Below are 22,608 nucleotides of genomic sequence, written 5' to 3'. Positions count from 1 at the left end.
AAAAGGGTTGCGCCCGGCTTTGGGGGCCGGGCGCTATGTCTTATTCGGCGGGCTTGACCAGCGGCGCCGCCGGCTCTCCGCGCGTTTTCCAGACCGATACCACGATGCCAGCGGCGAGGATGGCAAAGGTGATGCCCAGCGACCATGCCGGCGGGAACTTGGCCCAGCCCATCAGGTCGGCGATGAAGATCTTCGATCCGATGAACACCAGCAGGATCGAAAGCGCGTACTTCAGATAGGCGAAGCGGTGCAGGATCGCGGCCAGGGCGAAGTAAAGCGCGCGCAGACCGAGGATCGCGAAGATGTTCGACGTGTAGACGATGAACGGATCGGTCGTGATCGTGAACACCGCAGGGACCGAGTCGACCGCGAAGACAAGATCAGCCACCTCGATCAGCACCAGCGCAAGGAAAAGCGGCGTGGCATAGCGCGTCAGCTTGCCGGTTTCGGGGTTCGCTTTCTTGACGAAAAAGTCATGACCGTGCAGGTCATCGGTCACGTTCATCCGCTTTTTCAGAAACTTGAGCAGCGGGTTTCCGGCAAGGTCGTGGCTCTTTTCGCTGACGAACAGCATCTTGATGCCGGTAAAGATCAGGAACACGGCAAAGACGTAAAGCACCCAGCCGTAGTTGGCGACGATGGTCGCGCCAAGCCCGATCATGATGCCGCGCAGCACGATCACGCCCAGAATACCCCAGAACAGCACGCGGTGCTGGTATTCGCGCGGAATGGCGAAGAACGAGAAGATCAGCGCGATGACGAAGATATTGTCGAGCGCCAGCGTCTTTTCGACGACAAAGGCCGTCAGATACTGCGCCGTCGCAGCGGGCGTCATTTGCCACCAGACAAAGCCTGCAAAGGCGACGCCAAGGGTGATGTACATGGCCGAAAGTTTCAGGCTTTCGGCAACGCCGATCTCGTGGTCGGTCTTGTGCAAAACGCCAAGGTCAAGGACCAGCAGGCCCACGACCAGCGTGATGAACACAAGCCACATCCAGATCGGCGTGGCGAGGAAGGGCAGGAAAAGAAACTCCATAGCGGGCAATGACCTCTCTGTTTTGCCACACGCGCCGAGAGGTCTGCCAATAACCGGGCATGACATCGAGCGCACTCGATGCGGTCCGACATCACGACATGTAAGATGCCGTCAGAGGGGCCCGGTCCCGCATTGCGCTATTTGGGCGTTCTCACGAAGGTTTCAAGGGATCGTGAGCGGAATTCTGCTCCAAAAGGTCAGCCACGCCCGCTTTCGCTGGCAAGAAGCGCGGCAAGGCCCTCGCGATAGCTGGGGTAGTGAAGCGACACGCCAAGTTCGTGCTTGATCCGGTCATTCCGCACGCGCTTGGACTCGGCATAGAAGCTGCGCGCCATCGGCGTCATCTCGGCGTCTTCATAGGCGATGGCCGGCGGAAGCGGCAGGCCGAGCAGGGTCGCGGCATGGCCGATCACATCCTCGGGCGGGGCGGGGTCGTCATCGCAGACGTTATAGACCGCACCGGCATTCGGGCGCGCGATCGACGCCGCCACGATCTGCGCGATATCCTCGACATGGATGCGGGAAAACACCTGTCCCGCCTTCATGATCCTGCGCGCCGACCCGTCTCGCACCTTCTCGAACGGGCCGCGACCCGGGCCATAGATGCCCGCAAGGCGGAAGATGTGCAGCGGCAATCCAAGTGCGGCCCATTCGGATTCGGCCAGAACACGGGCCGCGCCACGGCGCGTCGTGGGGGTCAGCGCGGTCGTCTCGTCGACCCAGCCGCCCTGATGGTCGCCATAGACCGCAGTGGTGGACAGGTAGCCCACCCATTCGGGCCGCGCTGCGGCAAACGCGTCGCGGTGGTCGCGCAGGATCGGGTCCCCCTCGTCATCCGGCGCGACCGAGCTGAGGATATGCGTCGCTTGCGCCAAAGCGGGGGCCAGCGAAGCGGGCAAAAGCAAGGGTTCGACACCCGAAGCCGCAAGCTCGCCGGCGGTCGCGGCAGACCGGGTGGTGCCGATAACCCGCCAGCCCTGCGGCAGAAGAAGGCGCGCAAGGGCGCGGGCCGAATAACCGTGACCGATGGAAAGCAGCGTTTTCATCCCCCGACTATCGGGTGCGGGGCGGGGCGCTGCAAGGGTGTGGCTTGATTTTCACGGGGCGAAATGCGTCGATGCAAGCATGAGCGAAGGTTTGGACAGCGCCTATTCCATAGCCACACCCGCCGATTGCCTGCGGGTCTATCGCGCTTGGGCGGAAAGCTACGACGGCGGCTTTGCTGCCGGTATGGACTATCTGTTGCCCGCCCATGTGGCGCGGGCATTCCTTGCGGCAGGCGGCGCGGGGCCGGTGCTCGATATCGGCGCGGGCACCGGATTGCTGGCCGAACGGCTGCGCGGCGCAGGCTTTTCGGCGCCCATCGACGGGGTCGACCTGTCGCCCGAGATGCTTGAACGCGCGCGGGTCAAGGGCATTTACCGCAGTCTGGTCCAAGCCGATGTGATGCAACCGTTGCCGCTTGCGGGCGGCTATGGCGGCATCGTCAGCTCCGGCACCTTTACCCACGGTCATGTCGGCCCGTCGGCGCTGCCGCATGTGCTGGCACAAGCCCGCAGGGGCGCGCAGGTTGCGCTTTCCATCAACGCCGGTGTCTTTGCGGCGATGGGTTTCGATGCCGCCTTGGCCGCGCTGCCGATCACCGGATTGCAACTGATCGAGGTTGAGATCTACGGGCAAGGGGCGGCCCTGATGGACCCGGCCCATGCCTCCGACCGCGCGCTGATCGCACTGTTCCGCAAGGGCTGAATGTTGCAAAGGCTTCACTTGCGCGGGCGGGCCGGTTCCGGCTTAGATGCGTGACCAAAATGAAGTGATTGACGCATGAACGACGATACCCTGCCGGTCCTGATGCCGGACCACCCCGCCCCCCAGGCCTTTTCCGACCCTGCCGCAGCGGTGGACCGTCTGGAAGAGATCTACCGCACGGCGACCGAGTTCCTGTCGCTGCATTTCGCAGCCTCGGTCACGGGCGCAAAGCCGGCGGCGCGCGTGCGGGCCTTCTATCCTGAAATCCGGCTGACCTCGACCAGCCACGTAAAGACCGACTCGCGCCTGAGCTTTGGTTACGTCGCCGCTCCGGGCAGCTATTCGACAACCGTCACGCGGCCCGACCTGTTTCGCAATTACCTGATCCAGCAGCTTGGATTGCTGATCCACAACCACGGGCAACCCGTGGTGATCGGCGCGTCCGACACGCCGATTCCGGTGCATTTCGCGGTGGCGGGCAACCCCAACGTGACGATCCCGCAGGAAGGCGTGCTCGATTTCAGCCTGCGCGATGTGTTCGACGTGCCGGACCTTTCGACCACCAACGACGACATCGTAAACGGCACGCGCCAGTTCCACCCCGACGGATCGCAACCCCTCGCACCCTTTACCGCGCAGCGGGTCGACTATTCGCTGGCGCGCCTTGTGCATTACACGGCGACGGATGTCGCGCATTTCCAGAACCACGTCCTTTTCACGAACTACCAGTTCTACGTCGATGAATTCGAAGCCTATGCGCGGTCGGTCCTTGACGATCCGGCCTCGGGTTACACGGCCTTCGTGGCTCCGGGTAACCAGACGATCACCCGCGGTGACGGGGTGCTGCAACAGGCGTCGAAGATGCCGCAGATGCCGACCTATCACCTCAAGCGGGCCGATGGTCAGGGGATCACGCTGGTGAACATCGGGGTGGGGCCGTCCAACGCCAAAACCGCGACCGACCACATAGCGGTGCTGCGCCCGCATGCGTGGATGATGGTGGGCCATTGCGCGGGGCTGCGCAATTCGCAAAGTCTGGGAGACTTCGTCCTCGCCCATGCCTACCTGCGCGAGGACCACGTGCTCGACGCCGATCTTCCCGTCTGGGTGCCGATTCCGGCGCTGGCCGAAATCCAGATCGCGCTGGAAGATGCGGTGGAAGAGGTGACGCAGCTCGAAGGCTACGAACTCAAGCGCATCATGCGGACCGGAACGGTGGCGACCATCGACAACCGGAACTGGGAACTGCGCGACCAGTCCGGCCCCGTGCAGCGCCTGAGCCAAAGCCGGGCCATCGCACTCGATATGGAATCGGCGACCATCGCGGCCAACGGGTTCCGTTTCCGCGTGCCTTACGGAACGCTTCTTTGCGTTTCCGACAAGCCCTTGCATGGCGAATTGAAGCTGCCGGGCATGGCCTCCGAGTTCTACAAGACGCAGGTCGCGCGGCATCTTCTGATCGGTGTCAGGGCGATGGAGCGCTTGCGCGAAATGCCGATCGAGCGGATACATAGCCGCAAGTTGCGCAGCTTCGATGAAACTGCCTTCCTGTGACAGGGCTTGCCTATTCCATCCGGAACTTGCGAAATAGGCTTGATTTGTTCGCCAAAACCTAATTTAGCGACGAGACAGTCGCTTGACGTCGCTTGAAGTACAGGGACATTCCTGCCCGAGCGGTGGGACCAGAAACGAAGGATGGATAGAATGCAGAAACCGATGACCAAGACGCAGCTTGTCGCCGCTCTGGCCGAACAAATGGGTTCGGACAAGAAAGTGGCTGGCGCTGCACTCGACGCCATCGCTGCGGTTGTGTCGCGTGAAGTCGCCGCTGGCGGTGCCGTGACGCTGCCGGGCCTTGGCAAGGTGGTCTGCCGCGCCCGCCCCGAGCGTCAGGTGCGTAACCCGGCCACGGGCGAGACCGTGACCAAGCCTGCCGACAAGCAGGTCAAGTTCTCGATCGCCAAGGCGCTGAAAGACAGCGTCAACGCCTGATCGTATTTCGGGTCGTCAGACTCGGTTCGGGGCCGTCCTTCGGGGCGGCCCTTTTCTGTGGCGCGGGGGACATGATGGATTTTCGGGCGATAGCGATGGGGCTGATGTTCAGTCTGATGTGGTCATCGGCCTTTGCCACCGCGCGGATCATCGTGGCCGATGCGCCGCCGCTTTACGCGCTGGCCTGCCGTTTCGCGATCTCGGGCCTGCTGGCTGTCGGCGTGGCGCGGGCGATGGGGCAAAGCTGGCGCCTCTCGCAGACCCAGACACGGTCGGTCGTGCTGTTCGGCCTGTTGCAGAACGCGGCCTACCTCGGGTTGAACTTTCTTGCGCTGCAATGGGTCGAGGCGTCCTTGGCCGTCATCATCGCCGCTTCGATGCCCCTGATCGTCGCGGCCTTGGGCTGGGCGGTGCGGGGTGATCGTGTGGGCCGCCTTGGCCTTGCGGGGCTTGTTGCGGGCTTTGCGGGGGTGGCGCTGATCATGGGCACGCGGGTCGAAGGCGGGGCCGACCATCTGGGCGTCGCCATGTGCATCGGTGGTGCATTGGCGCTTGCCGTGGCGACGCTGACGCTGCGCTCTGCCTCGGGGCAGGGCAACATGCTGATGGTCGTCGGCTTGCAGATGCTGGTGGGATCGGTCGCGCTGGGCATGGTGGCACTGGCGTTCGAGACGCCCCGCCTTGCGCTGACCCCGTCACTCGTGGTGGCCTTTGCCTACCAGATCCTTGTGCCGGGTCTGGCCGCGACGCTGCTTTGGTTCGCTTTGGTCAAGCGGATCGGGGCGGTGCGTGCGGCGACCTTCCACTTCCTGAATCCGTTCTTTGGAGTGATGATCGCCGCGGCCTTGCTGGGCGAAAGGATCGGACCGCTCGACCTGTTGGGTGTCGCAGTCGTGGCGGGCGGCATTCTGGCGGTGCAACTTGGTCGCCGCCCGCAGTGATCAGGCCGCGCGGCGCTGCGCCTCGGCCTGCATGACGCGCTGATAGGCGGGGCGGGCCGCACCACGGGCAAGCCAGTCGCGGATCAGCGGGTCGTCGGGGATGGCGTCCTTGAACCAGTGAAAGGGCGACTGGATCAGGATGTCGGCGGCGGTGAAGGTATCGCCCAGAAGCCACGGGCCGCGCGACAGGGCGCTTTGCAGACGGGCGGTGATTTCGGGCATCCCGCGATAGGTCTTTGCCAGCCACGGATGGTCAAGACCCGCGCCCGACAGGATCATCACGGGTTCCATCACCGATCCGTACCAGAAAAGCCAGGTCAGAAACGCGCCGCGCTTCGCATCGCCCTGCACCGGCGCAAGGGGCGAAGGGAACAGGTCGGTCAGATACAGCATCACCGCCCCGGATTCGGTGACAAGCGTCCCGTCGTGGTCCAGTGCGGGGACCTTGGCGTCGGGGTGCGGATTGGCATGGTCCCTGGCACCCGTGCCATCGGCGCGGATGATATCGACGGGGCGCAGGGTGATCTTGTCTGCTGCGCCCATCTCCTCGATCAATGTCAGGATGCGGGTGGAGCGGCTTTGCGGGGCGTGGAAAAGCGTCAGCATGGAATATCCTTTCGGGCTTGGTGACCCTTGCATCCTGCGCTAGCCTTCCTGACAGAAGCTGGCAGGAACCGTCATGGCCCGACCCGACCGTCTTTTCCGTTTGCTCCATGCCTTGCGCACCCTGCCGCAGCCCGTCACCGCGGCACGATTGGCCGAAGAGACGGGCGTCTCCGAACGCTCGCTCTACCGCGATATCGCCTCGCTTCGTGCCGGCGGCGCCCTGATCGACGGCGCGGCGGGGGTTGGCTACACGCTGACCGAAGACCCGGCCTTGCCGCCGCAGATGTTCACCCGGCTCGAGGTCGAGGCGCTGGTGCTGGGCCTGGCAGAGGTGCGTTTGGTCGGGGATGCCGCCCTTGCCGGCGCAGCGCAGGCGGCCTTGGCCAAGATCGTCGCCACCTTGCCCGACCGCGTTCAACGGCAGGCGCTTCATGCCGTGCAGGAAACCTATCGCTTCGAGAAACGCCCCCCCGCCCCGCCGCATCTGGCCGTGCTTCGGCAGGCATCCTGGGACGAGGCGGAACTGCGGATCAGCTACCGCGACAAGGAAGGCGCAGTCACAAGCCGAAGTATCTGGCCGCTGTCGATCGTGTTCCTCGACCGCTCGCTGATGCTGCTGGCATGGTGCTGCCTAAGGCAGGATTTCCGGCGCTTCGATCTGATGCGGATCGGACGGGTCGAACCCACGGGGGCAAGTTTCCGCCCCCGTCGCGTGCCGCTGCTGCGGCAGTTCCATGCCGAATTGCGCGGCGGTTAGCCGATCTTGCCGCGCAGCCCGCCCGTGTGCCCACGGTCAAGCAGCAAGTGGTCAAGCAGCGTGCAAGCCATCATCGCCTCGCCCACCGGCACGGCGCGGATACCGACGCAAGGGTCGTGACGGCCCTTGGTGATAAGGTCGCGTTCTGCCCCGGTGGTGTCGATCGTGCGGCGCGGGGTCAGGATCGACGACGTCGGCTTGACTGCAAACCGGCAGATGACGGGTTGGCCGGTCGAGATGCCGCCAAGGATGCCGCCCGCATGGTTCGACAGAAACTCGGGCCCGTCGGGCCCCATGCGGATTTCGTCGGCATTGTCCACGCCGGTCAGCGCGGCCACGCCCATACCATCGCCGATTTCCACGGCCTTGACCGCGTTGATCGACATCATCCCCGAGGCGAGATCGCTGTCGAGCTTGGCATAAAGCGGCGCGCCAAGGCCTGCGGGAACACCCGTTGCCGTGACTTCAATCACCGCGCCGACCGAATTGTGCGAAAGCCGCAGTTCGTCGAGATAACCCGCCCATTCGATCGCGGCGGTGGCATCGGGGCACCAAAAGGGGTTCTGGTCGATCTGGGTTTCGTCAAAGCGCGTGCGGTCGATGCCCTTTGCACCCATCTGGACCATAAAGCCGCTGATCCGAACCGCAGGTGCAAGGCGCGCCAGCACGGCGCGGGCCACGCCCCCCGCAGCCACACGCGCCGCCGTTTCGCGCGCCGAAGAGCGCCCGCCGCCGCGATAGTCGCGGTGGCCGTATTTCTGGTGATAGGTGATGTCGGCATGGCCGGGGCGGAAGGCCTGCGCGATGTCGCCGTAATCCTTTGACCGTTGGTCGGTGTTCTCGATCATCAACTGGATCGGGGTGCCGGTGGTCATCCCCTCGAACACGCCCGACAGGATGCGGACCTGATCGGCCTCTTGCCGCTGGGTGGTGAATTTGTTCTGCCCCGGTTTGCGGCGGTCAAGCCAGGGCTGGATGTCGGCTTCGGTCAGGGCAATGCCGGGCGGCACGCCGTCGACCGTGCAGCCAAGCGCGGGTCCGTGGCTTTCGCCCCAAGTGGTGACGCGGAAGATATGGCCGAAGGTGTTGAAAGACATGAAGGCCGCCCCTGTTCTGCGCTGTTTGCTTTAGGCGAAAGCGTGCGGCGGGACAACATGTTGGTTCATTGGCCAAGCCCCGAACCCTCTCTCCCCCCTTGCGTCTGGCGGGCGATGGCCTATTTTGCGCCTTACCTCGGGGTGCCCCAGTGGCTGAGATGCGAAAGCGGACCCGTTGAACCTGAACCGGATCATACCGGCGGAGGGAAGGTGCATGGAATTCTCCAAGCCCGACCTGTCCCGTCGCAATTGGAGGAAGATATGAAAACTTCGATCCTTGCGCTGGGTTTTGCCACCGTTGCCAGCATGGCGGCGGCCGAAACTCCTGTGCTGACTGTGCTGACCTATGACAGCTTCGTCGCCGAATGGGGCCCCGGCCCGGCGGTGGAAAAGGCCTTCGAGGCGACCTGCGGCTGCGATCTGAAATTCGTGCCGGCGGGCGATGGCGCAGCCCTGCTGGGCCGCGTCCAGATGGAGGGCAAGACATCGGAAGCCGATGTCGTCCTTGGTATCGACACAAGCCTGACGGCATCGGCACGCGCGACGGGGCTGTTCGCGGCGCACGGGCAGACATGGGCCAACGATCTGCCCGTGACCTATTCCGATGCGGATTTCGTGCCCTATGACTGGGGCTGGTTCGCGATGGTCTATGACAAGACCAAGGTCACAAACGTGCCCAAGACCTTCGAGGAACTCGGCGCTTCTGATCTGAAGATCGTGATCGAGGACCCGCGTTCCTCGACCCCCGGTCTGGGCCTGCTGCTTTGGGTCAAGGCCGCATATGGCGACAAGGCCAAGGATGTCTGGGCGGCTTTGGCCGACAATATCGTGACCGTCACCCCCGGCTGGTCCGAGGCCTATGGCCTGTTCACCGAGGGCGAGGCCGACATGGTTCTGTCCTATACCACCTCGCCCGCCTATCACCTGATTGCGGAAAGCGATGACAGCAAGGCGGCGGCGGTGTTCGAGGAAGGACATTACATGCAGGTCGAAGTTGCCGGAAAGCTCGCCGCGACCGACCAGCCGGACCTTGCGGACAAGTTCCTTGCCTTCATCGGTTCGGACGCTTTCCAGTCAACCATTCCGACGACGAACTGGATGTATCCCGCCGTGACGCCCTCGGCTGGGCTGCCCGAAGGGTTCGACCGCTTCCGCCCCGCCAAGTCGCTGCTCATGACGGCAGAGGAAGCGGCAGCCGCGCGCGACGGCGCATTGGCCGAATGGCAAGCCGCGCTGGCGAAGTAAGGCGCGCGCCGGGGGCGGCGGCAATCGCCGCCCTTGTCGTGACGCTGACCTTGGGGATGGCCGTCGTCGTCGGGAAGGGGGCGGGAAGCCTGCGCCCGACACCTGCGGACTGGTCGGCCCTGCGCTTTACGGTCTTGCAGGCGGGGCTGTCGGCGTCACTGTCATGCCTTCTTGCCGTGCCCGTGGCGCGGGCCTTGGCACGGCGCCGGTTTGCGGGGCGGGGCCTGCTGATTTCGCTCATGGGTGCCCCGTTCCTTTTGCCGGTGATCGTGGCGGTGCTGGGGCTGCTTGCGGTATTCGGACGTGGCGGACTGGTGAACGATGCCCTTTCGCTGACTGGCCTGCCGCGCCTTTCGGTCTACGGGTTGCACGGGGTCGTGCTGGCGCATGTGTTCCTGAACCTGCCGCTTGCCACACGGATGCTCCTGATGGGCTGGCAGGCGATTCCGGCGGAAAGGTTCCGCCTTGCCGCCTCGCTCGGCATGCCGCAAGGCGCGATGTTCCGGCATCTCGAAGTGCCGATGCTAAGGGCGGTCCTGCCGGGGGCGGCCGTGGTGATATTCACCATCTGCCTTGCCAGCTTTGCGGTGGCACTCACTCTGGGCGGCGGTCCCGGTGCGACAACGGTTGAGCTTGCGATCTATCAGGCCCTGCGCTTCGACTATGACCCTGCAAGGGCGGCCACATTGGCGCTGATCCAGTTCGCCCTTGGTGCAGGAGCGGTCGCCTTGGGCTGGGTCGCGCTGACGTCGGCGGGTTTCGGTGCGGGATTGGGGCGGCAGATGGACCTTGCAGCACCCAAAGGGTGGCGGCGGGCGGTTGATGCGCTGGCAATCACCTTGGCGGCGGCTTTCCTGCTGCTGCCACTGGGCGCCGTGGTGGTGCGGGGTGTGCCGGGCTTGTCCGATCTTCCCCAAGGTCTGGGCATGGCCCTGCTTCGGTCGATATCGGTTGCGCTGGCTTCGACCGTGGTGACATCGGGTGCGGCGCTTATCCTGTCCCTTGCCGTGGCGCGCCGCGCAAGCGGAGCGCGCCTTTTCGACGCGGTGGCGGTGCTGCCCTTGGCGGTGTCGGGGCTGGTTCTCGGAACCGGGCTGTTTCTGACCTTGCGGTCCTTGGTGCGGCCAGAAGACATCGCCCTGCCCGTAACGGTTCTGGTGAATGCCCTGCTCTCTCTGCCCTATGCCTATCGGCTGCTTCTGCCCGAGGCGCGGGCGCTTTGCGCCGATTACGGGCGCCTTTCAGACTCGCTGGCCCTGCGCGGTGTGGCGCGGCTGCGCTGGATTACCCTGCCAAGGCTTGCCCGCCCCTTGGGTTTCGGTGCGGGCGTGGCAGCCGCGCTTTCGATGGGCGATCTTGGGGTCATCACGCTCTTTGCGGGGGAAAGCGGCGCGACCCTGCCGCTTTACGTACATCGCCTCATGGGCGCATACCGGATGGAGGCGGCGGCAGGGGCGGCATTGGTCCTTGTGGCGGCAAGTTTCGCGCTCTTTGCGCTTTTCGATGGGATAGGCCGCCGTGCTGCACCTTGAACGGGTCGTTCTGACCGAAGCCGATTTCCGGCTATACGCCGACTGGAGCATTCCCCAAGGCGCGCGGGTGGCCATCATCGGGCCATCGGGCGCGGGAAAGTCGACCTTGCTGAACGCCATCGCCGGTTTCGTTGCGTCAGCGTCCGGGCGCATCCTCTGGCAGGGTGCAGACCTTGTTCCGCTGCCGCCGGGCGAGCGGCCTTTGACGATCCTGTTTCAGGACCAGAACCTCTTTCCCCACCTCACCATTGCGCAGAACCTTGCCCTCGGCCTTTCGCCCTCGATGCGGCCCACGGTCACGCAACGGGAACAGATCGCAAGGGCGCTTGACCGCACCGGTCTTGCGGGGCTTGGCGCGCGGCGGCCCGCACAGCTTTCGGGCGGTCAGGCGGGGCGGGCGGCCTTGGCGCGGGCGTTGCTGCGGGCGCGGCCCCTGCTTTTGCTGGACGAGCCTTTTGCCGCCCTGGGCCCGGCTCTCAAACAGGATATGCTCGGGCTGGTCGGTGAGGTTGCCGCCGAAACGGGGGCGACCGTGCTGATGGTCACGCATGACCCGAAAGACGCACAGGGCTTTGCCGGGCAAACCGTTCTGGTGGCCGACGGTGTCGCCCACCCCCCCTGCGATACGGCGGCGCTGTTCGCCCATCCGCCCAAGGCGCTGTCCGACTACCTCGGCTAGGTCTTTCGCACGGGCCGAAACCGTCCTTGGGCCATCTGGCGCGGCCAGCAACCTGTGACTGGCTGACCTGCTAGCGGATCGCGCGCCCCGCGCATGGCCTGCGGGGGGGCTTGCAGAAAACGGCGCTTCCAAAAGAAAAACCCCGCACGGTGGCGGGGTTTTCCGTTTCAATCTGCGGGTGCAGCTCAGGCCAGCTTCTTGCCTTTGACGCCAGCCCAGATGCGCTTGTTCGTCAGATAGAGCAGCGAGCCGAAGATGATCAGGAAGATCACGGCTTTGAAGCCGGTTTCCTTGCGGTTCATCATATGCGGCTCGGCGGTCCACATCAGGAAGGATGCGACATCCATCGACATCTGGTCCAGCGTGGCCGGCGTGCCGTCGGCATAGGTCACCTGATCGTCCGACAGCGGAGGCGGCATCTTGATCCAGCCGGTCGAGAAGGCGTGGTTCTCGTAAAAGACCGAACCCGCTTCTTCCTTTTCCTCGCCGGTGTAGCCGGTCAGGATGGCGTGGATATACTCCGGCCCGCCGATGCCACGGAACAGCTGGTTGATGCCAAGGCCATAGGGGCCGTGGAAACCGGCGCGTGCCTTTGCCATCAACGAAAGGTCGGGTGCGCCTGCCGCATGGTTGGCGGGGAAGTTGTCGGCCGGAACCAGCGTGCGGGCCGATCCGGTTTCCGGATCGATCAGCTTCGGGTTCGATGCCTCGTCGTTCACCGAAAGGCCTGCGGCATAGGCGCGGACCTGATCCTCGGGCAGCTGCGGCCCGCCCTCGTCCGCAAGGGTGCGGATGGGAACGAACTTGAGCCCGTGACAGGCCGAGCAAACCTCGGTGTAGACCTGCAACCCGCGCTGAAGCTGGTTGCGGTCAAAGGTTCCGAAGGGGCCTTCGAAGGGGAAGGCCACATCTTCGATATGCGCCGTGCCTTCGGCAGCAAAGCTGGCGGTGCCAGCGACCACGAGGGTCGCTGCGGTGACCGCGCTGAGTGCGATTTTCCTGAACATGTCAGTCAGTTCCTTTCTCACTCGGCCGGATGGGCTTTGCCGTAGTGGGCGTTGAAGTCATCCTCGATCGTCGCAGGCTGCGGCAGCGGTTTCTCGATGACACCGAGCAGCGGCAGGATGATCAGGAAATAGGCGAACCAGTAGTAGGAAGCGATCAGCGAAACCCATGCCGTGAACGGCGAGGGCGTCTGGCTGCCGACCCACATCAGCACCACGAAGTCGATGGCCAGCAGGGCGAACCACCACTTGAACATCGGGCGATAGCGGCCCGACCGCACCGACGAGGTGTCAAGCCAAGGCGCCAGCGCCATGACGGCAATCGCGCCGAACATGGCCAGCACACCGAAGAACTTGGCGTCGACGATGCCACCGGTGACAAAACTTGCGATCTGCACCACCAGAACGTCGGCGGTGAAGGCGCGAAGGATCGCGTAGAAGGGCAGGAAGTACCATTCCGGCACGATATGCGCGGGCGTCGCCAGCGGGTTCGCCTCGATGTAGTTGTCGGGGTGGCCAAGGTAGTTCGGCATGAAGCTGACGATGGCGAAGAACACCACCAGCACCACGACCAGGGCAAACAGGTCCTTGATCACGAAGTAGGGCCAGAAGGGCAGCGTGTCCTTGGCGGCTTCTTCCTTGGACCCGCGGCGCACTTCGACACCGGTCGGGTTGTTGTTGCCCGTGGTGTGGAACGCCCAGATGTGAACGGCGACAAGGCCGGCGATCACGAAGGGAAGCAGATAGTGCAGCGAGAAGAAGCGGTTCAGCGTGGCGTTGTCCACGGCAGGGCCGCCCAGAAGCCAGGTCTGGATGCTCGGCCCGATGCCGGGGATGGCGCCGAACAGGCCGGTGATCACCGTCGCACCCCAGAAGGACATCTGGCCCCAGGGCAGAACGTAGCCCATGAAGGCCGTGCCCATCATCGCCAGATAGATCAGCATGCCGATGATCCAGGTGATTTCGCGCGGAGCCTTGTAGCTTCCGTAGTAGAGACCACGGAAAATATGCAGATACACCGCCACGAAGAACAGCGAGGCGCCGTTCGCGTGGAAGTAGCGGATCATATAGCCGCCGTTCACGTCGCGCATGATGTGCTCGACCGAAGCGAAGGCAAGGTCGACGTGCGGCGTGTAATGCATGACCAGCACGATGCCGGTGATGATTTGCAGCGCAAGGCAGAAGGTCAGGACGATTCCCCAGATCCACATCCAGTTCAGGTTCTTGGGCGTGGGGATCATGATGGTGTCATAGAGCAGCCCGACGATGGGTAGGCGCTTGTGCAGCCACTGCTCGCCAGAGCTTTTCGGCTCGTAATGGTCGTGCGGAATTCCGGCCATCTGTTGTTTCCTTACCCGAGCTTGATCGTGGTTTCGTCGGTGAACGCGGCGACCGGCACCGGCAGGTTGCGCGGGGCGGGGCCTTTGCGGATGCGTCCGGCGGCATCGTAGTGCGAACCGTGGCAGGGGCAGAACCAGCCGCCGAAATCGCCCGCGTCACCCAGCGGCACACAGCCGAGGTGGGTGCAAACGCCCATCATCACCAGCCATTCGCCCGCTTCGTCGAGCGTGCGGTTCTCGTCGGCGGCATCGGCGTTCGGCTTGTTCGCGTTCTCGCCGTTCGGATCGACCAGATCGGTCAGCGCGACAGCGCGCGCCCCGTCGATGTCTTCCTGCGTCCGGCGGCGGATGAAGACCGGCTTGCCAAGCCATTTGACCGTCAGCTGCGTTCCGGTCTCGACCCCCGAAACATCGACGAAGATCGAGGCGAGCGCCTGAACGTCGGCCGAGGGGTTCATCTGGTTGACCAGCGGCCAGACGGCTGCGCCGGTGGCGACAGCTCCGGCCCCTGCCGTGGCGTAGTACAGGAAGTCACGGCGGGTGCCGGCGCCTGTGGTGTCGTCTGCGTGGGACACGAGAATTTCTCCCTTTCAAGAACGCGGGTTCCGCCCGCGCCCCATAAGCCGTTAGGGCCACGGTCGCCCGCAGCCTTGCCGGGCGGCTTTTAGCCAAGCTGCGCTCCTTCGTCCAGCGGACAAACGGGCGCAGCAGGGGCATTTGGGCCAATCCGGCGCAGGATTTGCGCGGCCTGTGGTTTTCCTGTGCGCCTTTTGCAGCTTTGGCGGGCATCACCGGCCCGTCGCAGCGCGCACAAGGCGCCTGCCGCGTAAGAGTGGCTTTGTTTTCCGGGCTTTCCAGACCCTGCGACAAGTCGTAGCGAAGCTGCGGGCAACGGGCTATAGACGCGCAAGTTCAAGGCAGGGTGGTCGTCCATGTGGGCAAAGGTTCGGACAGGTCTGTCGCGCTGGCGGCAGGGAATCGTGGCGGGTTTGCTGGCCCTCACGGTGCTTGGGGTGCTGATGGCGCCAGCATCCCGCAAATCGCTGCCCGAGCGGATCGGCGACCAGTTGCAGGTGGCGCTGCCCATGATCGGCTGGGGCTGTTCTGCGGTGAATGGCAAGGCCACCGAATACGCCGTGCGCTTTGCCGCATCATGGATTGCCACGCATGGCACGAAACACGGTTTGGGGCAGGCCGCGATCAACATTCGCCCCAATGGCGGGGATCAGGGGTTCCCGTCGGGACATACCTCGGCTGCGGTCTACGGGGCCTCTGCGCTGGTGCATGAATGTGTGACGGGCAACCCCTGGGTGCAGGGTGCCGTGATCCTGTCCGCCGGATTCGTCGGGGCCTCGCGGATCGAGGCCGACAAGCACAACATCTGGCAGGTTCTGGCCGGCGCGCTTTATGGCTGGATCGGTGACCGCGCCCTGCGGCGCCCGTCTCGCGCGCGCACCGCTGTCGTGCAGGGCTTGCGTCGCGTGCAGGGCTGGATCGCCGCGCCCTTCCGCAAGATCTTCAGGTCAAGCTAAGCGCGAGCCGCAGGGCAAAACCGGTAAACATGACCGCCGCCGTCGCCTGAAGCAGCCATCCCGCCCTGAGATAGACGCGCAAGGCGACCGGGGTCGAGAAGGCAAGCGTATAGGCGCCATGCAGGCTGAACGACAGCAGGCAGGCACCGGCGCAAAGCAGCGCGATATCGGCACCCGTGGCGCGGGCCGTCGGAAACATCGCCAGAACCGCAAGCCAGCTGGTCAGCGCCTTGGGGTTCAGCGCGTTCACGGCAAGCGAGCGGAGGAAACCCGTGGCGAATCCCGCGCCATCCTTGCCGGTCGGCGCGGCCATTCCGTTCCGGCGAAACCCCTGCCACGCCGCGCGGGCATAGCGTGACGCAAACCAGAGCAGCAGACCCGTCGCCGCCAGCGTCAGCGCCAGCGCCGCCCCCGGAACCATGGTCAGCACGGCGGCAACACCCAGGGTCATCGAAACGCACCACAACCCGATGCCAAGCCCCACCCCTGCCGCCGAGCCGAATCCCGCCGCCCGGCCCGACCCCATCGCCAATGCGATGGTGTTCAGCACATTCGGCCCCGGCGAGGCGATGTTGGCAGCCAGAAAGGCCCAGACCGTCACGAAGTCATGCCACGGCAGCATGCTCAGGCGGGCTGCGTCGCGATCATCGACGGGCGCTTGGCAAAATCGCCATACCAGTCCGCCAGATGCGGCCGCGTATCGCGCCAGCCACGGGCGTCGTGGCGAAAGTCGACATACCCCAGCGCGCAAGCCACGGCGATCTGCCCCATGTCGAGCGGGCCCACAAGTTCCGCCATCCAGCGTGTCTCGAGCGTATCGAGCGCCCGGTCCACCTTGGCCCACTGCCCCTCGACCCACGGATCGTAACGGTGCTCTTCCGGACGCAGCCGCCATTCATACACCATCAGCAGCGCGGCATCGAGGATGCCGTCTGCCGTGGCCTCTATCGTCAGCACATCCCAAAGCGCGGGCCCTGCGCCATACAGGTTCGAACCTGCCAGATCGTCGAGATATCGGCAGATGACGCGGCTGTCGTAAAGCGCGGGGCCGTCGGGGCGTTCAAGCGCGGGAACCTTGCCCAACGGATTCGCCTCGAGAGGAGCGTTCGCGGAATCGATGGGCGAGCCCGCCTTTGACACAAGCGTGACCTGATCCAGCATTCCGGTCTCGTGCAGAAGCACCATGACCTTGCGAACATAGGGTGAGGTCGGCGAGTGGTAGAGGCGCATGGCAAGACCCTTCTGGATGACGGCCCAAGCCTAGGCCCGCCCCGAGATGGCCGCAACAGCGGTTTCCGGCACCTGACAGCGCGCGCGCCCCGCACCGCGGCCCGGTTCCTTGCGGGAAAGATCGCCCATCGGTCCCAAAACCGAATCGGGGTTCGCCCGAATCCCTGCCGCCGCCGCAAAAGCAAAAGGCCGCCCCGAAGGACGGCCCTGCATCGTTCGCTTCTGACAGCGCTCAGCCCTGACGGGCCTTGTAGCGCTTTTGCGTCTTGTTGATCACATAGACGCGGCCCTTGCGGCGCACGACCTGGCAATCGCGATGACGCGTCTTGAGCGAGCGGAGCGAGTTCGCAACCTTCATCGTTCTTCTCCCATTCGCGGCGCGCAGCGCCTTGAAATCCGTCATAAGCTTCCCGAAGGAAGCGGTGAAATGGTGGGCGGTACTGGGATCGAACCAGTGGCCACTACGATGTCAACGTAGTGCTCTACCGCTGAGCTAACCGCCCACGCCCCGTTTCGTCACCGCCCAGTCCAAACAAAAAGACGCGGGCGGTTCCGCGTCGGTGGGCGGTCTATAAAAGGAGTCGCAGCGGGGTTCAAGGGGTTTTGGCAAAGGAAAAAATACGGCTATATCTGAACATATGGATCAAGACGCCTATCGCCTTTACCTGCCGGACCGCCGCGACACGGCGGTTGTGTTTTCCTCGCCCCATAGCGGGCAGGATTATCCTGCCGCGTTTCTCGACGCCAGCCTGCTTGACCCGCATACGATCCGGTCGTCGGAAGATGCCTTTGTCGACCGGCTTTTCGCCCATGCGCCCCTGGTCGGGGCACCGCTGATCGCCGCGCGGGCGCCTCGGGCCTATATCGACCTCAACCGTGCCGCCGACGAACTGGATCCCGCCGTGATCGCCGGTGTGGAACGGGTGGCCCACAATCCGCGCGTCTCTTCCGGCCTTGGTGTCATTCCGCGTGTGGTGGCAGGCGGGCGCGCGATCTATCGGGGCAAATTGCCGCTGAGCGAGGCCGAGTATCGCCTGACCCGGCACTGGCACCCCTATCATGACGCCCTGAAGCGCCTGATCGACGGCTCACTGGTTCAATTCGGCAAGGCCGTTCTGATCGATTGCCATTCCATGCCGCACGAGGCGATCGAAGCCCATGCCAGACCGGGACAACCGCGCCCCGAGGTCGTGCTGGGCGACCGCTTCGGCGCTGCGGCCGGACGCGACGTGGTCGAACGGATCGAGGCTGCCTTTGCCGGCGCCGGCCTGCGCGTGGTGCGCAATGCACCCTTTGCGGGGGCCTATATCGCGCAGGCCTATGGCCGGCCATCGCGCGGGGCGCATGTGGTTCAGGTGGAAATCGACCGCGCGCTGTACATGGACGAAACGCGGATCGAACCGCGCCCCGACTTCGAAGCATTTCGCTCCCTGATGGCAGGCGTAATTACGGAACTGGCGGAAATCGGACGCGACAGGCTGCCACTGGCAGCCGAGTGAGTCGCGGCCCTTCGGCGGATTTCGTCTAGCGCAGGGCGCGGCCCTTGATGATCGCTTCGGCGCCGAAGCGCGCGCGGATGGCATCGGTCGCCCGTTCGGCTGCCGCGCGTTTGCCCGCATCGGGGTCAAGCAGGTCGCCTGAACGGTCTGCCTCGGATTCGGGGGTCAGGTCGGCTATGCCCACGCCGATCAGCCGAAAAGGGCCACGCGCGCCCGCATGGTCGTACAACTCGCGGACCGCACGATAGATTCGGTCTGCGGTCTGCGTTGCATCTCCCAGCGCATGGCGGCGCGTGACGGTCTGGAAATCGCCGGTCTTGAGCTTCAGCACCACGGTCCTGCCCGCCAGACGCTTTGCCTTGGCGCGGTCGGCGACCTGCTCGGCCAACCTCCACAAATGGCCGTCGAGGATGTCGGGGTCGGACGTATCCTCGAAGAAGGTGGTTTCCTTGCTGATCGACTTGGGCTTTTCGTCGCGCATGACGCGGCGGTGGTCCAGACCGCGGGCAAGGTGCCAAAGGCGGTCGCCCATGCTGCCGAAGCGGGCCGACAGGTCGGCGCGGTCCCAGCGCAGAAGGTCGGCAATGGTCCGTATGCCCGCCGCTTCCAGTGCCGTCTGCATGGCCGTTCCCACCCCCCAGATAATGCGCACCGATTTCGGCGTCAGAAAGGCCTGCGTCTCGGCCTTGCCGATCACCGAAAATCCGCGCGGCTTGTCGAGGTCGGACGCGATCTTCGCCAGAAACTTGTTGTGCGACAGCCCGACCGATCCCGACAGGCCCAGCTCCGTCTCCATCCGCCGCAACAGACGCGCCATCTGCACCGCAGGGGGCGCGCCGTGCAGGCGGGTCGTGCCCGACAGGTCGAGAAAGGCCTCGTCCAGCGACAGGGGTTCGATCGAGGGGGTCAACTCCTCCATCATGGCGCGGATCTTGCGGCTGGCTTCGACATAGACAGACATGCGCGGCTTCACCACGACCGCATCGGGGCAAAGCTTCAGCGCCTGAAACATCGGCATGGCGGAACGGACACCGCTGATGCGTGCGATGTAGCAGCAGGTCGAAACCACTCCCCGCGTGCCACCGCCTACGATGACGGGTTTGTCGGCAAGGCCGGGATCGTCGCGCTTTTCGACGCTGGCGTAAAAGGCGTCGCAATCCATATGTGCGACCGACAGGTCGAAAAGCTCGGGGTGGGACAGCACGCGCGGACTGCGGCACGACGGGCAGCGGCGGCCGCTGTCAAAGGTGGTCAGGCAATCGCGGCACAGGGCGGGCATGGGTGCAAGGCTAGCACGGGCAGGCAGGCGCGTGCTAGCCTTGCTCAGGGGCAGCAGAGAGCGGGCATGCATACCATCAGGCTGGCGACGGACCTTGCCGATTTCCGAACGATCCACCGCATGCGCGCCGAAATGGCCGCCTGGGACGAGGCAGAGTGCCGAAAGCTCGGCTATCCCGCCGATGGCGTGGCCGCGGCCTATTACAGCGACACGGTCGAGGATTTGCAGCGCATCTTCACGGCGCAGGATGCCGCGATGCTGGTTGTCGAACAGGGCGCAGCCATTTGCGGCCATGCCGGTTTTTCCCGCTATGACGCCGGGCAGGCCGAGGTGCTTCTGGTCTGGCTTGACCCGATGGCGCGTGGTGGCGGGCTGGCCAAGGCCCTTCTCGCGGACCTTTGCACCGCCGTGCAGGGCAAGGGCTACAAAGGTGCGGTGCTAGAGACGGCGCCCTTCATGGCCGATGCGATCCGGCTTTACCAAAGGTTCGGCTTTTCGGTCTGCGCCCCGTTCCGCGACGCGCCACCCGATCTTGCGCCGATCACGATCTTCATGCGCGCATCGTTCTGACCGCTTGCGCACAACCGGCATTGCCCACATCTTCGGCCTGTATCCTTTGGACAGGAGTAGACGATGAACGAGCCTTTGTTCGGCGGCAACGCGGTCTTTCTGGCAATCGCGGCCTTTCTTATCCTCTGCGTCTTTCTTGGCGTGCGGATCGTGCCGCAGTCGGAAAAGCACGTGGTCGAACGGTTCGGGCGGCTTCGCGCCGTTCTCGGGCCCGGTATCAACTTCATCGTGCCTTTCCTCGACCGTGTGCCGCACAAGATTTCCATCCTAGAACGGCAGCTTCCCAATGCGAGCCAGGACGCCATCACCGCCGACAACGTGCTTGTTAAGGTCGAGACGAGCGTTTTCTACCGCATCACCGAGCCGGAAAAGACTGTTTACCGCATCCGCGACGTAGACGGTGCGATTGCCACGACCGTGGCGGGGATCGTGCGGTCCGAAATCGGCAAGCTGGAACTGGATCAGGTGCAGTCGAACCGCGCGCAACTGATCGAACGCGTGCGCGAACAGGTCAGCGCGATGGTCGACGACTGGGGGGTCGAGGTGACGCGGGCCGAAATCCTCGACGTGAATCTGGATGACGCCACGCGGGCGGCGATGCTGCAACAACTCAACGCCGAACGTGCGCGGCGGGCGCAGGTGATGGAGGCCGAGGGGCGCAAACGGGCGGTGGAACTTGCCGCCGATGGCGACCTTTACGCCGCCGAGCAATCGGCCAAGGCGCGGCGCGTTCTGGCCGATGCCGAGGCCTATGCGACCGGCGTGATCGCCGTGGCCATCAAGGAAAGCGGTCTGGAAGCGGCGCAATATCAGGTGGCGCTGAAACAGGTCGAGGCGTTGCAGGCCGTCGCCGTCGGGCAGGGCAAGCAGACCGTGATCCTGCCGACAAGTGTGCTGGACGCCTTTGGCGATGCCTTCAAGATGCTCAAGGGGCGCGCGTGATGGAGGGTCTTTGGCAGGTCTGGTGGGTCTGGATCGTCGCGGGTTTCGTGCTGGGCGGGCTCGAGGTGATGGCGCCGGGCTACATTTTTCTGGGCTTTGCAATCGGCGCGGTGCTGACGGGGGCCTTGGTAGGCTTTGGCATCTTCGCCGGCGGACTGGCGGTTCTGCTGTTCCTCTTTGCCGTCATGTCTGTGCTGGCTTGGCTGGCCCTGCGCCGCACGATGGGCGTGCGCGAAGGTCAGGTCAAACTGTGGGATCGCGACATCAATGATTGAAGCGCGTGTCTGATTTCGTTGGTGCCAAGGCCGCGCTGTTCTGCGGTGGCCGCCTGCTGACCTATCAGCGCGACGACATCGCGGGCCTGCCTTGGGCCGGTTGGTGGGACTTGCCCGGCGGCGGACGCGAAGGCCGGGAAAGCGCCGAGGAGTGCGTCCTGCGCGAGATCGTCGAGGAATTCGGCCTGACACTCTCGCCCGGGCGGCTGCTTTTCGCGCGGGTGCTCCCGTCGATGACGGTGCCGACCCGCCCCTCGGTCCTGTTCGGCGGGTTGCTGGCCGAGGAAGAGATTTCCGCCATCCGCTTCGGCGACGAAGGGCAGCGTTGGGAGATGATGGAGGTTGCGGCCTTTCTGGCCCACGGGCAGGCGATTCCCGAAATGCAGCGGCGGGCGGCGATGGCGTGGAAGGCGATGGGACTGGCCTGAACCTTCAGGCTGCGCCCGCGTTCCGCCGCACCAACACCCCTAGTCCAGCGTTCGCGCCTCGGAAATCAGCATGATCGGAATGCCGTCGCGGATCGGAAAGGCAAGGTTGGCCTGTTTCGATACCAGTTCCTGCCGCGCGGCGTCATAAGACAGCGTTGCCTGCGTCACGGGGCAAACAAGGGATTCAAGCATCCGCCGGTCGAACACGGTTGCGCTGTCGCTCATTGCATCACCTCATCCCCTGAACCGCTGCGCATGGCGAATTCGATCAGGGTCACCAAAGTTTCGCGCCGCGTCGTCAACGAGGGCGCTTCCAACAGGGCCTGCTTGTCCTCGGGCGTAAAGGGACACAGCATGGAAAGCGAGTTGATAAGCAACTCGGTCTCGGCCTCTTTCAGGCTGGACCAGTCGGTCGACAGGTTCAACGAAAGAAAGAAGCGGTTGAGCAGGGCAAGAAATTCCTCGCGCTGGAAACCGGCGTCCTCTTCCTGCGCACCAAGATCGCGGCCGAAACCCGTCCAGTCGACGTTGCAGCGCCGGTACGGGGTGAAACCCTGCACCTCGTCCTTGACCCGAAAGCGCGAGATGCCCGACAGGGTCACCATATAGCGCCCGTCCTCGGTTTCGGAAAACCCCGTCAGTCGCCCCGCGCAGCCGATTGCGTTCAACCGCTTCTCGCCCGTGCCCGGAACCTCTCGCGGCTGGATCATTCCGATCAGCCGGTGCTTGGTTTTCAGGCAATCTTCGATCATCGCAAGGTAGCGCGGCTCGAAAATATGCAAAGGCAACCGCCCACGCGGCAGCAACAACGCCCCCGGAAGGGGGAAAACGGGAATCGTCTCGGGCAAGTCTGAGGCATGCATCATGGGGTGCAG

27 protein-coding genes, 1 tRNA gene and 1 riboswitch are annotated in these 22,608 nt (G+C 64.5%); of the genes, 14 read left to right on the top strand and 14 right to left on the bottom strand.

Annotation, left to right across the window (positions count from 1 at the left end; translation table 11 throughout):
- Positions 1–40: 40 nt before the first annotated feature.
- Together H7F16_RS05500 and H7F16_RS05495 are read right to left on the bottom strand one after the other, a co-directional pair.
- A complete protein-coding gene (locus H7F16_RS05500) occupies positions 41–1,036 on the bottom strand; it encodes a TerC family protein (protein ID WP_185796514.1) in 996 nt (331 codons plus the stop codon).
- Between the two features lie 197 nt (positions 1,037–1,233).
- A complete protein-coding gene (locus H7F16_RS05495) occupies positions 1,234–2,082 on the bottom strand; it encodes an SDR family oxidoreductase (protein ID WP_185796513.1) in 849 nt (282 codons plus the stop codon).
- 79 nt (positions 2,083–2,161) lie between these two features.
- On the opposite strand from H7F16_RS05495, the gene H7F16_RS05490 reads away from it, so the two are divergent.
- The 4 genes from H7F16_RS05490 to H7F16_RS05475 all read left to right on the top strand — a co-directional run bounded on the left by H7F16_RS05490 (position 2,162) and on the right by H7F16_RS05475 (position 5,718).
- Positions 2,162–2,785 carry a class I SAM-dependent DNA methyltransferase gene (locus tag H7F16_RS05490; RefSeq protein WP_185796512.1) on the top strand — a complete coding sequence of 208 codons (624 nt, stop codon included), beginning with the start codon at positions 2,162–2,164 and terminating at the stop codon, positions 2,783–2,785.
- A 75-nt stretch (positions 2,786–2,860) separates the two neighbouring features.
- Complete coding sequence (locus tag H7F16_RS05485) at positions 2,861–4,339, top strand: AMP nucleosidase (RefSeq protein ID WP_185796511.1); 1,479 nt, start codon at positions 2,861–2,863, stop codon at positions 4,337–4,339.
- Positions 4,340–4,489: 150 nt separating this feature from the next.
- Positions 4,490–4,777, top strand: a complete 288-nt coding sequence (locus H7F16_RS05480; protein WP_185796510.1) for an HU family DNA-binding protein — start codon at positions 4,490–4,492, stop codon at positions 4,775–4,777.
- A gap of 74 nt (positions 4,778–4,851) precedes the next feature.
- On the top strand, positions 4,852–5,718 hold the full coding sequence (locus H7F16_RS05475; RefSeq protein ID WP_185796654.1) for a DMT family transporter: 867 nt from the start codon (positions 4,852–4,854) through the stop codon (positions 5,716–5,718).
- Here the strand turns inward: H7F16_RS05475 and H7F16_RS05470 are convergent, their stop codons facing one another.
- On the bottom strand, positions 5,719–6,324 hold the full coding sequence (locus tag H7F16_RS05470; protein WP_185796509.1) for a glutathione S-transferase family protein: 606 nt from the start codon (positions 6,322–6,324) through the stop codon (positions 5,719–5,721).
- 73 nt (positions 6,325–6,397) lie between these two features.
- Here H7F16_RS05470 and H7F16_RS05465 point away from each other — a divergent pair, with 73 nt between their 5' ends.
- Entirely contained in the window at positions 6,398–7,081 is a 684-nt protein-coding gene (locus H7F16_RS05465; protein WP_185796508.1) for a helix-turn-helix transcriptional regulator, read from the top strand.
- Here the strand turns inward: H7F16_RS05465 and aroC are convergent.
- Positions 7,078–8,178: a chorismate synthase gene (gene aroC / locus H7F16_RS05460; RefSeq protein ID WP_185796507.1), complete on the bottom strand. Its 1,101-nt coding sequence runs from the start codon at positions 8,176–8,178 to the stop codon at positions 7,078–7,080. The two genes, H7F16_RS05465 and aroC, sit on opposite strands and share 4 nt — an antisense overlap.
- A gap of 127 nt (positions 8,179–8,305) precedes the next feature.
- Positions 8,306–8,403: riboswitch (TPP riboswitch) on the top strand.
- 36 nt (positions 8,404–8,439) lie between these two features.
- Here aroC and thiB point away from each other — a divergent pair.
- From thiB to H7F16_RS05445, 3 genes are read left to right on the top strand one after another with little or no spacing between them, the layout of a single operon-like run.
- Positions 8,440–9,423 (top strand): thiamine ABC transporter substrate binding subunit, encoded by a 984-nt coding sequence (thiB, locus tag H7F16_RS05455; protein WP_185796506.1) that lies wholly within the window; start codon positions 8,440–8,442, stop codon positions 9,421–9,423.
- Entirely contained in the window at positions 9,399–10,955 is a 1,557-nt protein-coding gene (locus H7F16_RS05450; RefSeq protein WP_185796505.1) for an ABC transporter permease family protein, read from the top strand. The genes thiB and H7F16_RS05450 overlap by 25 nt, the downstream gene beginning before the upstream one ends.
- A complete protein-coding gene (locus H7F16_RS05445; RefSeq protein ID WP_185796504.1) occupies positions 10,942–11,634 on the top strand; it encodes an ATP-binding cassette domain-containing protein in 693 nt (230 codons plus the stop codon). Before H7F16_RS05450 ends, H7F16_RS05445 begins: the two co-directional genes overlap by 14 nt.
- A gap of 185 nt (positions 11,635–11,819) precedes the next feature.
- Here the strand turns inward: H7F16_RS05445 and H7F16_RS05440 are convergent, their stop codons facing one another.
- From H7F16_RS05440 to petA, 3 genes are read right to left on the bottom strand one after another with little or no spacing between them, the layout of a single operon-like run.
- Complete coding sequence (locus H7F16_RS05440; protein ID WP_185796503.1) at positions 11,820–12,641, bottom strand: cytochrome c1; 822 nt, start codon at positions 12,639–12,641, stop codon at positions 11,820–11,822.
- A gap of 17 nt (positions 12,642–12,658) precedes the next feature.
- A complete protein-coding gene (petB, locus tag H7F16_RS05435) occupies positions 12,659–13,978 on the bottom strand; it encodes a cytochrome b (RefSeq protein WP_185796502.1) in 1,320 nt (439 codons plus the stop codon).
- Positions 13,979–13,989: 11 nt separating this feature from the next.
- The gene (petA, locus tag H7F16_RS05430; RefSeq protein WP_185796501.1) at positions 13,990–14,553 is read right to left on the bottom strand and encodes a ubiquinol-cytochrome c reductase iron-sulfur subunit; all 564 of its coding nucleotides are present in this window, start codon (positions 14,551–14,553) and stop codon (positions 13,990–13,992) included.
- 357 nt (positions 14,554–14,910) lie between these two features.
- Between petA and H7F16_RS05425 the strand changes: the two genes are divergently transcribed.
- Complete coding sequence (locus H7F16_RS05425; RefSeq protein WP_185796500.1) at positions 14,911–15,510, top strand: phosphatase PAP2 family protein; 600 nt, start codon at positions 14,911–14,913, stop codon at positions 15,508–15,510.
- Here the strand turns inward: H7F16_RS05425 and H7F16_RS05420 are convergent.
- The 4 genes from H7F16_RS05420 to H7F16_RS05405 form a co-directional block, all read right to left on the bottom strand.
- Positions 15,497–16,132, bottom strand: a complete 636-nt coding sequence (locus tag H7F16_RS05420) for a LysE family translocator (protein WP_185796499.1) — start codon at positions 16,130–16,132, stop codon at positions 15,497–15,499. The genes H7F16_RS05425 and H7F16_RS05420 overlap by 14 nt on opposite strands.
- A gap of 2 nt (positions 16,133–16,134) precedes the next feature.
- Positions 16,135–16,740, bottom strand: a complete 606-nt coding sequence (locus tag H7F16_RS05415) for a glutathione S-transferase (protein WP_185796498.1) — start codon at positions 16,738–16,740, stop codon at positions 16,135–16,137.
- Between the two features lie 232 nt (positions 16,741–16,972).
- The gene (gene ykgO, locus H7F16_RS05410) at positions 16,973–17,098 is read right to left on the bottom strand and encodes a type B 50S ribosomal protein L36 (protein ID WP_023666132.1); all 126 of its coding nucleotides are present in this window, start codon (positions 17,096–17,098) and stop codon (positions 16,973–16,975) included.
- Positions 17,099–17,168: 70 nt separating this feature from the next.
- Positions 17,169–17,243, bottom strand: a tRNA-Val gene (locus H7F16_RS05405).
- A 135-nt stretch (positions 17,244–17,378) separates the two neighbouring features.
- Between H7F16_RS05405 and H7F16_RS05400 the strand changes: the two genes are divergently transcribed.
- Positions 17,379–18,239: an N-formylglutamate amidohydrolase gene (locus H7F16_RS05400; protein ID WP_185796497.1), complete on the top strand. Its 861-nt coding sequence runs from the start codon at positions 17,379–17,381 to the stop codon at positions 18,237–18,239.
- 25 nt (positions 18,240–18,264) lie between these two features.
- Here the strand turns inward: H7F16_RS05400 and H7F16_RS05395 are convergent, their stop codons facing one another.
- Entirely contained in the window at positions 18,265–19,518 is a 1,254-nt protein-coding gene (locus tag H7F16_RS05395; protein WP_185796496.1) for a DNA polymerase IV, read from the bottom strand.
- Positions 19,519–19,584: 66 nt separating this feature from the next.
- Here H7F16_RS05395 and H7F16_RS05390 point away from each other — a divergent pair, with 66 nt between their 5' ends.
- The 4 genes from H7F16_RS05390 (at position 19,585) to H7F16_RS05375 (ending at position 21,733) form a co-directional block, all read left to right on the top strand.
- Positions 19,585–20,088 carry a GNAT family N-acetyltransferase gene (locus tag H7F16_RS05390; RefSeq protein WP_185796495.1) on the top strand — a complete coding sequence of 168 codons (504 nt, stop codon included), beginning with the start codon at positions 19,585–19,587 and terminating at the stop codon, positions 20,086–20,088.
- Between the two features lie 63 nt (positions 20,089–20,151).
- Positions 20,152–21,030 carry an SPFH domain-containing protein gene (locus H7F16_RS05385; protein ID WP_185796494.1) on the top strand — a complete coding sequence of 293 codons (879 nt, stop codon included), beginning with the start codon at positions 20,152–20,154 and terminating at the stop codon, positions 21,028–21,030.
- A complete protein-coding gene (locus H7F16_RS05380; RefSeq protein WP_185796493.1) occupies positions 21,030–21,305 on the top strand; it encodes an NfeD family protein in 276 nt (91 codons plus the stop codon). The genes H7F16_RS05385 and H7F16_RS05380 overlap by 1 nt, the downstream gene beginning before the upstream one ends.
- Positions 21,306–21,310: 5 nt before the next feature.
- Entirely contained in the window at positions 21,311–21,733 is a 423-nt protein-coding gene (locus H7F16_RS05375) for an NUDIX domain-containing protein (protein ID WP_185796492.1), read from the top strand.
- Between the two features lie 39 nt (positions 21,734–21,772).
- On the opposite strand, the gene H7F16_RS05370 is transcribed toward H7F16_RS05375, so the two are convergent.
- A complete protein-coding gene (locus H7F16_RS05370; protein WP_185796491.1) occupies positions 21,773–21,958 on the bottom strand; it encodes a Trm112 family protein in 186 nt (61 codons plus the stop codon).
- Complete coding sequence (locus H7F16_RS05365) at positions 21,955–22,599, bottom strand: LON peptidase substrate-binding domain-containing protein (protein WP_185796490.1); 645 nt, start codon at positions 22,597–22,599, stop codon at positions 21,955–21,957. The genes H7F16_RS05370 and H7F16_RS05365 overlap by 4 nt, the downstream gene beginning before the upstream one ends.
- Positions 22,600–22,608: the final 9 nt, after the last annotated feature.

The organism is Paragemmobacter straminiformis (genome assembly GCF_014243445.1).
Taxonomy (GTDB): Bacteria; Pseudomonadota; Alphaproteobacteria; order Rhodobacterales; family Rhodobacteraceae; genus Paragemmobacter; species Paragemmobacter straminiformis.
The sequence above is the reverse complement of the archived record's forward strand: the minus strand, read 5'-3'. Positions and strand labels throughout refer to the sequence as shown.